Source organism: Leptospiraceae bacterium (genome assembly GCA_016708435.1).
In the GTDB taxonomy this organism is placed as follows: domain Bacteria; phylum Spirochaetota; class Leptospiria; order Leptospirales; family Leptospiraceae; genus UBA2033.
The window spans coordinates 100,049-112,190 of the sequence record JADJFV010000008.1 but is presented as its reverse complement, the minus strand read 5'-3'; the positions used below and the strand labels follow the sequence as shown (position 1 = coordinate 112,190).

General features: G+C 36.0%; 12 protein-coding genes and 1 pseudogene. 9 read left to right on the top strand and 4 right to left on the bottom strand.

Features of this window, described 5'->3' with window-relative positions; genetic code table 11:
• Positions 1-288: 288 nt before the first annotated feature.
• From IPH52_13670 to IPH52_13660, 3 genes are read left to right on the top strand one after another with little or no spacing between them, the layout of a single operon-like run.
• Complete coding sequence (locus IPH52_13670; protein MBK7056074.1) at positions 289-834, top strand: hypothetical protein; 546 nt, start codon at positions 289-291, stop codon at positions 832-834.
• A gap of 38 nt (positions 835-872) precedes the next feature.
• Positions 873-1,268 (top strand): hypothetical protein, encoded by a 396-nt coding sequence (locus IPH52_13665; GenBank protein ID MBK7056073.1) that lies wholly within the window; start codon positions 873-875, stop codon positions 1,266-1,268.
• Positions 1,243-1,587: a helix-turn-helix domain-containing protein gene (locus IPH52_13660; GenBank protein MBK7056072.1), complete on the top strand. Its 345-nt coding sequence runs from the start codon at positions 1,243-1,245 to the stop codon at positions 1,585-1,587. The genes IPH52_13665 and IPH52_13660 overlap by 26 nt, the downstream gene beginning before the upstream one ends.
• Positions 1,588-1,636: 49 nt before the next feature.
• Here IPH52_13660 and IPH52_13655 read toward each other — a convergent pair whose 3' ends face one another.
• A complete protein-coding gene (locus IPH52_13655) occupies positions 1,637-1,984 on the bottom strand; it encodes an Hpt domain-containing protein (GenBank protein ID MBK7056071.1) in 348 nt (115 codons plus the stop codon).
• Positions 1,985-2,178: 194 nt separating this feature from the next.
• Here IPH52_13655 and IPH52_13650 point away from each other — a divergent pair, with 194 nt between their 5' ends.
• The gene (locus IPH52_13650; protein MBK7056070.1) at positions 2,179-2,703 is read left to right on the top strand and encodes a hypothetical protein; all 525 of its coding nucleotides are present in this window, start codon (positions 2,179-2,181) and stop codon (positions 2,701-2,703) included.
• On the opposite strand, the gene IPH52_13645 is transcribed toward IPH52_13650, so the two are convergent.
• Both IPH52_13645 and IPH52_13640 read right to left on the bottom strand, forming a co-directional pair.
• Positions 2,693-3,823: an LptF/LptG family permease gene (locus IPH52_13645; GenBank protein MBK7056069.1), complete on the bottom strand. Its 1,131-nt coding sequence runs from the start codon at positions 3,821-3,823 to the stop codon at positions 2,693-2,695. The two genes, IPH52_13650 and IPH52_13645, sit on opposite strands and share 11 nt — an antisense overlap.
• A 32-nt stretch (positions 3,824-3,855) precedes the next feature.
• Positions 3,856-4,719: a class I SAM-dependent methyltransferase gene (locus tag IPH52_13640; GenBank protein MBK7056068.1), complete on the bottom strand. Its 864-nt coding sequence runs from the start codon at positions 4,717-4,719 to the stop codon at positions 3,856-3,858.
• Between the two features lie 349 nt (positions 4,720-5,068).
• Here IPH52_13640 and IPH52_13635 point away from each other — a divergent pair, with 349 nt between their 5' ends.
• From IPH52_13635 to IPH52_13615, 5 genes and pseudogenes are all read left to right on the top strand, one after another.
• Positions 5,069-6,010: a hypothetical protein gene (locus IPH52_13635; GenBank protein MBK7056067.1), complete on the top strand. Its 942-nt coding sequence runs from the start codon at positions 5,069-5,071 to the stop codon at positions 6,008-6,010.
• A gap of 34 nt (positions 6,011-6,044) precedes the next feature.
• Complete coding sequence (locus IPH52_13630; protein ID MBK7056066.1) at positions 6,045-6,506, top strand: hypothetical protein; 462 nt, start codon at positions 6,045-6,047, stop codon at positions 6,504-6,506.
• Positions 6,507-6,518: 12 nt separating this feature from the next.
• A complete protein-coding gene (locus IPH52_13625) occupies positions 6,519-7,931 on the top strand; it encodes a DUF3336 domain-containing protein (protein ID MBK7056065.1) in 1,413 nt (470 codons plus the stop codon).
• A 102-nt stretch (positions 7,932-8,033) separates the two neighbouring features.
• Positions 8,034-9,955 (top strand): annotated as a pseudogene (locus tag IPH52_13620) (AMP-binding protein).
• A 126-nt stretch (positions 9,956-10,081) separates the two neighbouring features.
• Positions 10,082-11,053, top strand: a complete 972-nt coding sequence (locus IPH52_13615) for a hypothetical protein (protein ID MBK7056064.1) — start codon at positions 10,082-10,084, stop codon at positions 11,051-11,053.
• A gap of 43 nt (positions 11,054-11,096) precedes the next feature.
• Here IPH52_13615 and IPH52_13610 read toward each other — a convergent pair whose 3' ends face one another.
• Positions 11,097-12,086 (bottom strand): WYL domain-containing protein, encoded by a 990-nt coding sequence (locus tag IPH52_13610; protein ID MBK7056063.1) that lies wholly within the window; start codon positions 12,084-12,086, stop codon positions 11,097-11,099.
• Positions 12,087-12,142: the final 56 nt, after the last annotated feature.

Below are 12,142 nucleotides of genomic sequence, written 5' to 3'. Positions count from 1 at the left end.
CCGAGTGCACCGATGTTATATTTTCTATCCAGCATGTCAATTTGTGCAGATAATAATTTCGGGTGTCCCCTGCGACTTTAATCGCAATAAATCGCAGGTCGCGCTCTCCTCTACCGTCAATAATTTTTATGCAAAAATTATTGACGACGAGTCGATCGCTGACACATTCGACAAGCTCAGTGCAAGCACGAAGATAGGGGTAAATGGACTTTAGCTACATGATAATATTTAAAGTTGACTAAATTTCTAAACAATGGAAATACAATTTTATACAAGAGATGATTCGTTATGATAGACAATGAAAGACGTCAAAAACTAGCAATGCATTTGAGACACTTATGTACTGGACAAATTTGGAATCAAGAATTTGAAGATAGGCTTGCTGATGATGTAACTTATGGTTGGCTCCCTGAACAATATTACAGAGCAAAAGAATGCTCCGTTGATGATGGAACGATGAGACCAATTCTGGAATATTCTTGGTGCTTGTATAGCGATGTGCATTTTCATAAAATGATTAAAAAGTATAAACTTTCCGATGAAGAAATGAAAGAAGTTGCGCGGATTATTTTATTTTTGCATTCTGAACAGGAATACCAATGGGATTATTTTAAAGCATCAATTCCCGTTATCACCTTTAAAGATATTATCAAAAATTTTCTAACTTTAGGAAAACATTCTAAGAATTTAAGATTGAAAAGAGAAGAAGAATTTGAACTTTTCAAACAAACTGGCGATTTCGAATTTTGGCCATTCAAGACTAGACTTGATTTTGAAAATGCATTAAAGAAGTATCCCTTTCTAAATGGGAAACAAAGTGATCCAGAAAATTAAACTTGACTCAACCCTACTGAGTAGGATAGAGTATTTTTGTGACAAGAATTTTTTTTTCACTGAAGGAATTCGATACTTTATGGAAAGGCATTGGATTTGACGATGGGGATTTAAGAGAATTAGAAACATTTTTAATAGTAAACCCGCAATATGGAAAAGTTATTTCTGGAACGGGAGGTTTACGAAAAATGAGATGGGCTTTGCCGGGGATGGGCAAGAGTGGTGGAATTCGAATTAGCAATTTCGAACACCGCTTTGCGGTTGGATTTAAGACTAAGCCAATGGGTGGTGTGAGAAATCTATCTGGCAATATAACGATAGTATGCGAAGACGCTGGAACAAAATCGTATCGTGGGAAGCAAGATAGAACTCTCACGATGAAGCTGTTCGAGGTGACAGGATCAGGCAATGAAAAAAGCAAAAGAAAAAAATAGAACATCGACCGAGATCAGCTCAAGTATTATCAAAGGATTAAATCAGGCATTAGCTCACGCGAAGGGAAATAAACTCTCCGTAGTAGAGCACAAAATGTCGATTATGCCCTTGACTAGCTATAAGAAGGATGAAATCAAGATTATCCGCAAAAAAATTAATCTTTCTCAAAATCTTTTTGCAAAAGCGTTAGGAGTTTCTAAAAAAACAGTGGAAGCCTGGGAATCAGGAAGAAATATTCCACAGGGACCGGCGCAGAGAATTTTATACATAATCAAAACAAATCCTATTTTATTTAAAGAGTTAAAAATAGTTTCCTAATACTACATAACTCACCTTGCACTAAGCGATTACATAAATAGTCTTTTTTTTAGATGTCTAATTTTGTTTTTAACTCTGCCTTGGTATCAGCCCAAATCGGGGATAATTTGAATACTTCCCTGAGAGCAGAATCTGTATTATTCGCTTTAGCAAATACTTCTGCGGCTGAGATGATTTGCCTAAGTCTTTCCAATCCAAAGTTTGACGCTATCCCCTTCATCTGGTGAAGTATAGCGATTAGACCGACATTGTCCTTTTTAGACATAATTGCGTCTAATTCGATTAGCCGCTCTTCAAAGCTAGATATGAGTGTTACGATCATGTCCTTGAGCCATTCTTGTTCTTCCGCATTCTCTTCGTCGATAAATGAGTTTATTCGATCCCAATCTACATTCATGGTAAATCCCCGTTAAAGGACATAGTATTCATTATTCCCAAAAAAACATTCATAAAAAAGGGGCAAATAACAGAAAACTCCTAATTCTTATTTTTTTTTAAAAAAAATTCTGCGGAATCTGTAAGTTTGCCGATGAGTTAGATAGGTGTATCTCTAAATATTTAGGAGAATATTTTTAGATCCAGGAGAAAAAAATGAATTTAACAATTGGAACTTTCATCTCGTCTGTAGACAACATTATCAAAAATAAAAATGCGTCAGACCGCAAAGACAAAACAATATTATCCGACATGACTCCTCAGACAGAGTCAACAGTATTTAGCACATCGATTCAGGCAAAATACCATGTGCTGCAAAGTAAACTTAGCAAGCTACAAAATGAATTATCAAGAGAGCAAGCTAAACTGGGAATTCTAGAAAAGGAAAGCATTCAACCTTCTGAGTTCTCTAGTATTTTATTTGGCACAACACCTTTGTTCACTGAATCAATCGATGAACTCGTGCAAGAAAAGCAACAGTTAGTCGAAAAAATAAATGCACACAAAAGATTTGTAACCGAGCAAATTAGGACAGTAGAAATTGAATCCGAAAACATTCAATCCATTGGCTTAGGACACGGATCTGATAATTATGCTGACAAACTAAATAGCATCAAGAAGTCACAACCCCCCGTAACACATGTTTCTCAAAGAAACGTAGAGCGCTTAATCAAAGATTAAATTTCTTATACAAGAAATAAGATACACCAAAAAAGAAAATGGAAGTAGACCATACCGCCACCCACGGCGGTATACCCCCATTTTCCCCCAATGACTTTCCAGTTGAATACATAATGTAATACAAGAAAACAACGCCTACACTAATACCCAAAGACATTACACCTGCAGATTTCGTCGTGTAAGCCCCTGCGATTGCTCCAATAATTACAACAATCAAACACATAATGGGAACTGCAAATATCGCATGACGCTCTACTTCTAAGTCAGAAAACGGAACTCCTTTGTTTTTTCTGACTTCAATTTCTGCGGATAATTCAAATAAGTTCATTTCCTCTACTTTCTTACGCGGCTTAGAGAAATAATCCGCTGACTCAGGAAAATTATAAATCTTTTCATTGTAGCGTGTATAACTTTGAACCTTCATCTTTTCATCAAAGTAGATTTCTTCAATCTTTTCAAGCTTCCAGTTCTTCTCCGTCTCGTTATACTTTGCATTCTGCGCAGAAATAACATATTCCGCTAAATTTTTCTGATTGAGTTTAATGTAATTAAACCCACCGCGAACTGATTTAGTCGGAGCATCATACCAATATACATAATAGAATCCTTCTTTACCTTTGATATGAAGTTGATAGACTAAGTCTGTTTTCGTTCCAACACCTTTTTGTATGAGTGAATACTCGTAAGCCGCTAAAGTATTGAAAGGGCGAACCACTACTTCACTCAATAACAGCATGAATATCCACATGAACCCACCGAAAACAAAAATAGGAGTCACGATTCGATAGAATGAAACGCCAGCCGCCATAGCTGCGACCAATTCTTTGTTTGTGCTAAATTGACCAACTACGAAGCACACGGAAAACATAAGCGCCATAGGTAAGACGAGCGTTGCCATTTTCGGAAGATTATAAAAAAGAAAAAGGTAAATATGCAGAGTGGACTCTTTAGAAGCAATGAATGTCTTCATATTATCCATCACCTGCGAGATAATTAAAATCCCCACAAGCATAACAACGGTTCCAATGAAGGTATAAAAGAATTCGGAAAATAAATACTTATCCAAAATTCGAATTGGAAAAAACTCAGCTTTAATTTTTTGTATATACGCGCTCACAATTACAAAAACCTATATGAAATGATTAAGTCGATCTATTTTTCAAATTGGATTGCCATCATATCGCCTTGATTCGTCCATTTTACAAACCAATCCATAAATTTCTTGACGGTTCTGTAGAAGAATGAGGAATTCTTACGTGCAGTCATTCCACTTCCATAAGTAATTGATGAAATCTTTTTAAACCCAATCCTTTCGCATTCTTTAATAATTCCTTTCAATGAATAATAATAAAGATGTTCCGGAACGTTCATATATCTCCAGTTAATACCGGTTATCCAAGCAAGGATTCCATAACGACAAGTGGATAATATCATTCTACCACCCGGTTCAAGATGGGAATAAATCTTTTCGAGAGTTTCCTTAGGTTTGTGCAAATGCTCAATAGAAGCCCAAAGAGTAATGAGTTCAAATTTTTTTTTCACTTCATTATCCCAATTTAAGAAATCTGCCTTAGTTATCGGTAACTGTAAAACTTCCCTTGCAAAACGAACCGGTCCTTCAGCAATTTCGATTCCTTCTGCCTCCCAGCCCTGACTCTTCATAAAATTTACAAAATAACCTGCCGCACAACCAATATCAATCGTTCGTTTCGTTTTGGAAAGAGTTTTCACCCATTCAAAAAAGTCCAAGTCCTCTAAGTTTAATCTAAAAACTCTTTCTATTTCCGATCGAATTTTATCTGAGTAATAATTATCATAACCCCTGTCTGTCCTTTTCGTAAAATAATCATCAGAGTAATACTTTGCAACTTCTTCCATAGAAGGCTGAGGGTTTACTTGGACTAATCCGCAAGTTTGACATTTTACAATTTGAAAGGTTTCATCCTTACTACTTTTCTTTTGAAATAGATGTTTAAAAAAAGTTGCACCACAGGAATTACAGGGAATTTGTTTCATAGTCCCATCTTCGGAAGAAATGAATTTTGGGTAAACTTCTCTTCCTTTAATTGCAATTTACAATTCCTATTTTCTTAACGAATAATCCAATACCTAATACAAAAGCAGAAGAAAAGCCACTAGTATACCATTTAAAAAGTATAACAACATTCATGATTCATTTTTTTTTAAAAGCGTAAGATTATATCGAAAATCATTGTCATATTTAGTTGAAAAGAAACTTTGCAGATAAATGAATAAGCCTTGACATTTTAAAAATGGAATATGTATAAATAAACTAGAGTCGAGAAATGAGATTAGTTTTTGATTAATCATTCGAGAATGCTTGGGAATTTCTCAAAATAAAGCCATGAATACAAAAAATACTTATAAAAATAACAGCAACATTCTGCGATTAATCCATTTGCAGTTACAATTATTTCTAGTATTTATGCTGACATTTGTATCCTCTTGCAAACTTAACGATTCTCCGCAGATCAAAGCAATGCTCCCTTTAGTTTCGGCAGGCTCCTCTACTTCTACACCAACACCTACTACTGTTACAAACTATACAATAGGAGGAACTGTTACGCAACTTGCCTCAGGGAAATCGTTTACTATCCAAAACAACGGAGGCGATGACCTAACTATTTCGGCTAACGGTTCCTATACATTTAAAACAAGCATTGCGGATAAGACAACTTATGCGGTTAGTATACTGACACAACCAACGAATCAAATCTGTGTGCTTGCAAATGACTCCGGCACTCTCGCAGGAGCAAATATAACTAACGTTGACATAACCTGCACTAAAGGAGAATTACTAAGCGGGACAGTTGTAAATCCCCTTACCTTAACTGGGGGAGTGACTACGTTAAACGGATCTCCTTGTGCTGCGGATACTTCTGGATGCACTGGAGTAAGCGGATACGCTGATTCTGCCACACCTGATTCAGTAAAATACAACGGTGGCGAAGGTTTAACAACGGATGGAACAAATCTATATGTAGCAGATAGATACAATCATCGAATCCGCAAAGTAGTTATTGCGACAGGTGTGACGACTACATTGGCTGGAACTGGAACGCAAGGTTCCCTAGATGGAACTGGAACTGCGGCTAAGCTTGATAATCCAAGATTTTTAACTACAGATGGAACTTATCTTTATCTATCAGACTATAACAACGATTGTGTTCGTAGAGTCCATATCACCACTGGAGTTGTGAAAACGATTGTTACAAGTTCTACTCTTCTGAATGATCCAAGAGGAATAGTGGTATACAATAATATTTTGTATGTTCTTGAACAATAGCCTTCAAACAGATTGAGACAAATTGATCTTGCTAATGGATACAGTTTCTACAATTACCACAATCAGGACTAGCTTAACCTCCACGCAATATGACAATCATTGTTCGGATCTTTACTTGGCAGATTCAGGTGCTGATGAAATTTTAAAAACTACGATTGGAACCTGGGTGCTTTCATCCTTTGTTGGAAGTAGCGCAGGTTATGCAGATGGAACTGGCGGTGGATCAAAATTTAGAGATTTAGAAGGAATGACTACTGATGGAACTAATCTGTATATTGCAGATACAGGCAATCATAATATAAGAAAGATTACAGTGCCTGACGGTGTTGTGACGACATTAGCTGGACAGACATTAGCCTCTGCAAGCAACTCAGGCTACACAAATTCGACTACATATACCGTTGCAAGATTCAAATCTCCGAGAGGTATTACGTCTGACGGTTTAAATCTATACGTATTCGATACGGGCAATAATGCAATTAGAAAGATTCAGTAGGCAAATCGCTATATGCCACAAAAGACCGAAGAAGATTTAACAAAAGCAGAAAGCTATAACGAATGGCTTGCGATAGCAGAACTAATTGATGAGTCAGAAGATAAAATGTCCTGGCGAAAGCTTGATGAGTCTGACATTTTCCATTCACAGCTACTTCGTGAGCATATTAATACCATGCAAGAATTACGCGCTTCGGGAGATGGGCAGCGGCTAATCGGTGTTGTCCAAGAAAGCCTTTCCAGGCATTCATGGGAATTAAACTCTCCTCAGTTGTATACAGAAGCTTACTCTGGAACTAAGTTTATCATCTCTGAATACTTTCGCGAGATTGAAGATTCGATTAATTTTATTTGCGATCATACCTTTACGGGAATTACGGACAATGATAAATTAAAAATCTTCCAAGAAGGAAATCGAATCCACGGGAATACAGCACTTATGCTCAGCGGAGGCGCTTCGTTTGGAATCTATCACTTAGGAGTCGTAAAAGCTCTATTAGAACAAGGATTATTGCCTAGAATTATTTCTGGTTCCAGCATGGGAGCAATCATAGCCGCGGCTGCTTGCAGTAAGACAGACGAAGAGCTAACAATTTTTTTTGCAAATCCAAAAAAGATTCATCGAGTAGCAATCAAAGTGCACGAAACTGGGGAAATTTTTAATCAAGGTTCAGTAATGGATCCGAAGCAGCTAATGGAGCATATCCACAGTAACATCGGAGATTATACATTTAAAGAAGCATTTGAAAAAACAGGAAGAGTATTAAATATTTCCGTATCTGCTACAAGAAAACGTCAAAGACCGAGAGTATTAAATCATTTAACCACACCAAATTTACTAATCGAACAAAGCGCTTTAGCTTCCTGTGCTATCCCTGGAATTTTTCCACCCGTTGTACTTCGGGCAAAAAATAAAAATGGAAATACGGTTCCTTATATGGAATCGGAAAAATGGATTGATGGCTCAGTTCACTTAGATATTCCTATGCAGAGAATCATACGGCTACACAATGTTAGTCGCTCTATTGTATCGCAAGCAAACCCACATGTAATTCCATTTCTAAACGAAGAAAAGAAAAACGGCTTATTACCATTTGTCGAAGATTTAATTGCCTCAACTCTACAAACACAACTTCTTAAATTTATGGATATAGGAGTTGGACTCTCCGAAAAAATGCCTTGGTTGTCAATTGTAGACAAGGCAAGATCTATGATTGACCAAGAATATCGAGGTGACATTAACATCTATTATCCGATGACTCTTTCCTCTGTCGCAAAAATTGTATCCAATCCTACACAAGAAGAATTTGAAGAATACATTCACAAAGGTGAACTCGCAACCTGGCCTAAGATTGCCTTTATCCGAGATCAAATGCATTTAAACAAAGTCCTCGAAACTTGCATCGATAAAATAAAATCTAAATAGATTTCCATTCATAAAAAAAATTATTCGATATACAATAACTCAGCTTTTTCAAACAGTAAAAAAACTGGCAAAAGTAATAATAAACAAGAGTGGTTAAACGTTATGGCAAAAACAATAGCAGAATTATATCGGGAATCAGCAGAAAAATTTGGAAGTAAACCTGCTTTTTTTTCAAAAGATGAAAAGAAGAATTATATCCCTACATCTTTTAAAGAAATATATGAAATGGGACTTAATTTAAGCGAGGCTTTGATTGATCTCGGAGTACAAGCGAGAGACAAAGTAGGTGTAATCGCAGATCATCGTTTAGAGTGGGTGATTTCAGATGCAGGAGTTCTTATGACTGGAGCGGCTAACGTTCCAAGAGGAACAGATGTAACAGAATCTGAAATGGAATACATTTTAAATCATTCAGAAACAAAAATACTTTTTATTGAAAACGATAAAGTATTAGAAAAGTTTAATAAAATAAAATCTAAGACTTCTGTTAAAACATTGATCATGATGGATTCAAAGGCAAAAAGTGAATCTGGAATTTTAAATCTTTACGACTTAATCGAGAAAGGAAAAAAACTAAGAGAGAGTGGATCAAAAAAAGTAGAGGCAAGAATTTCGGAAATCAAGCCAGATGATTTATTAACTTTAATCTATACATCTGGAACGACGGGTCAACCAAAAGGAGTTATGCTTATGCATTCCAATGCAATGCACCAGCTAATCGATGTTTCCCCCTTAATGGAAAGCGGTCCGACTGACAGATTCTTATCTATCCTACCAGTATGGCATATTTTGAAAGAGCATTTATGTATGTTGCAATTTATTCTGGGAGTGCAACTTATTTTACAAATGTGCGTGATATGCGAGACGATTTCGGAAAAGCAAAACCAACTTTCATGGGCTCAGCTCCGCGGCTTTGGGAAAGTATTTATCTAGGAATTTACAATCGACTCAATGATCCAAAGCAAACTCCTGCTGTAAGAAAAAAGATTTTTGATACAGCTTATTTTTTCTCTAAGAATTATCATGCAGCAGTAAGATTTCTACTCGGAAACGAAATTGATCTAGTGGGTAGAAATCCAATTGAATCCTTGTTACATGGAATCAAGTCTATAATAGTGATTATCCTCACTTTTATTCCTTACTTGATTTTAGATGCAGTTGTATTATCAAAAATAAGATTAGCCACAGGTGGACATTTGCGAGCCACTTGCTCTGGTGGAGGAGCATTGCAAAGTCATGTAGATGCATTCTTCAATGATATAGGAATTAAAGTATTAGAAGGATATGGAATGACGGAAACGTCACCCGTAATATCTGTTCGCACATTTAAACATCTCATCATGGGATCCGTTGGCGTGGTCGCACCGAAATCCGAATTGCAGATTCGTGACTTCGCAGGAAAAGTGCTTGTTCATGTAAAATTGGATGGAACGATTGAAGGCACAAGAGGAGCAAAAGGAATTGTTTACATTCGTGGTCCTCAAGTCATGAGGGGATATTTCAAAAATCCGGAAGCGACTAACAAGGCACTCAAAGATGGTTGGATGGATACCGGAGATTTGGGAATGATTAATTTTAAAGACACTCTCACTCTCACTGGTCGCGCAAAAGACACAGTAGTATTGTTAGGCGGAGAAAACGTAGAGCCGGTCCCAATAGAAAATAAACTCACTGAATCTCCATTCGTGAGTCAAGTAATGGTAATCGGTCAAGATCAAAAAAATCTAGGTGCCATCATTGTTCCAGATTTCGCAAAACTCAAACTCTGGGCAAAAGATAATATGGTCACAGAGACAGACGATAATGCGTTAGTCACCAACCAAAAAGTTTTAGATTTGTATAAAAAAGAAATTAAAACTCTAAACAGTTCTGCACACGGATTCAAATCATTTGAACAGGTAAGCCCGTTTTTCCTCATCACAAAACCTTTTGAAGTAGGCGATGAAATGACAAATCTCATGAAACTAAAACGTCATGTGATTAATGAAAAATACAAAGACCAAATTAAGAAGGCTTATTCTTAGAGGTAAAAAAGTATTAACCGCTGAGTGCGCAGAGTAAAGAGTAAAATTTCACGAACTCTGCAATCTCCTCGGTTTGATTCAATTAATCTGACAATTTTTTCTAAAGTGAGGTGTTGACCTATGGGAATGTTTGATACAATTTATGCTGAATTGGATTGCCCTTATTGTGGCAAAGAATACCATTACAGTCCAATGACATTGGAACAAGCAGAAAAAGAAATTGCAGAGCACAAACAATTTCAGTTAGATAGAAGAAAAGAATTTTTAAAAGGGAATACAAAGTTTTACTTTCAAGATATGTGGGCAAGGCAAGCCGGCTTTGATGATGTCGATGCTTGGATTGCACAGACGGATACGCCTGAAAAAATTGAAGCTTATCGAACCAATAAAACATTGGGATTAGCAGAGATTCAAACAAAAGAATTCGAAAGTAGTATGGAGAGTTTTTTTATTGGAGATGAAGTCCCAAAGTATTCCGGACATTATTTTATTCCCGAAAGTTTTCATTGTGAAGGGTGTAGTTCAAAGTCCGAAAGTGTTTATGTAAAAGTCTGGATAGAAATCGAAGATCGTAAACTAAAAGCGGTTTATACCCGTAATCCCGAAACAAATGAAACAGAGCAAGAGATTTTTTCTCATACAGAAAGAGAAGAAAGAGAACCCGATCCGAATCCACCGCTTCATTTTAATTATAGGGGCATACTTGGATTAGCTACTCATAATACAGAAACAAATAAATATGATTTTAGAATCAATCATATACGAGAGGAATTTACTTTCTCTCATAAAAATAAAGAAACTTTACAGTCTATCTTTGAATCGTTCGCAGATAACTATCTTTATCTCCTTGGAAAAGACAGGGATGAGAAGAATGATCTCCATGAAAAGTTACACTCTATTTGCCGCCATCTACCTTCTGATTTTGAGCCTTATGGAGAAAAAGAGCGTGATAGTGGAGACTGTTCTTCTGGCTGTAAGCATTTTCTTAAACTACCAGGCAAACTCGGAGCAGACTGGGGAATCTGTGCGAATCATGCAAGTCCACGAGTAGGACTTTTAACTTTTGAGCATCAGGGTTGCGATAAGTTTGAGGGGTGAGTATGATTGGTTTTTATTTAGCTTTGACTAAGTCATTAGTTATCTAATATTCTTTCAAAATTCGAGTGAGTTTTTCCTTAAACCTAGTAACTGCTTCTTTAGGCTCTAAGATTTGTGCAAACGTATCGTAGCCGAATAAAGCTTTTTGTAATTCTAATTCATCTGTGGAGATAATCTCGATTATCTTCCAAATTCCTTTGTCCTCTAATATTTTTACGGGAAAATCATAATTAAGAAGTAAATGTTCCAGTGAAAAATTGGAGATTCTAATCTTGAATTGCACTTCTTCTCTATGAAATCTACCTTCACTGGACTCTTTGAATTTTTTAAAATTAAACTTTTCTGATTTCTTTTGATTTTTTCTAAATTCATTTAGAAGAGAATAGTTTGACTTCAATTCTAAATTTGCGAGAATACATTGTTTTCGTAGATTGTCCTTTGTGTCATTTGCGATAAAAGTCAGATACTGTGCATCCGTCGATAGATGAAGCGGATAAAGTCTACGGACAGAAATATCTGTGCTCATTAACTTTTTATAATTACATTCTAATTTTAGTTTATACTTTATCGCATATCGTATAAAAACAAAGGAATACAAAAGCTCCATAAGAAAGCCTTCTTCTTTTTTTGTGTTTAACATAAGCCGATATCGTAAAAATTTTTGAATAGAGGAATCATTGTGAATTTCATTTTGTCCTTGAAATGCATGTTTAATATAAAAGGAAAGGACATCGAGACTTGTTTCTTCTAAAGAATTTGATGAATTATATTGAATACTCTTCTTCTTTAAAGATACCGTTATATCATAATTAGCCTCAAGATCGGAAAGATAATTTCTATAATTGCGCTCTAGATTCTGCGGATCAGGAATCTTCTCTTTTTCTTGCCTAACCATTGCATCAAATGAGTTTAGAAATTCATAGAAATTATCCAGTTTCTTTTTCTTGCCGCTATTCCATTCGTAATACAAAAGACAAGCGTATTCGAGGGCAATTACGATTCGCTCTTGTTTGGTTGTGGTATCTTTGGGCATAGTTTAAATTCTATTCTTATAAGTATAATTCAATCGGAAAATGATTTACCGAATAA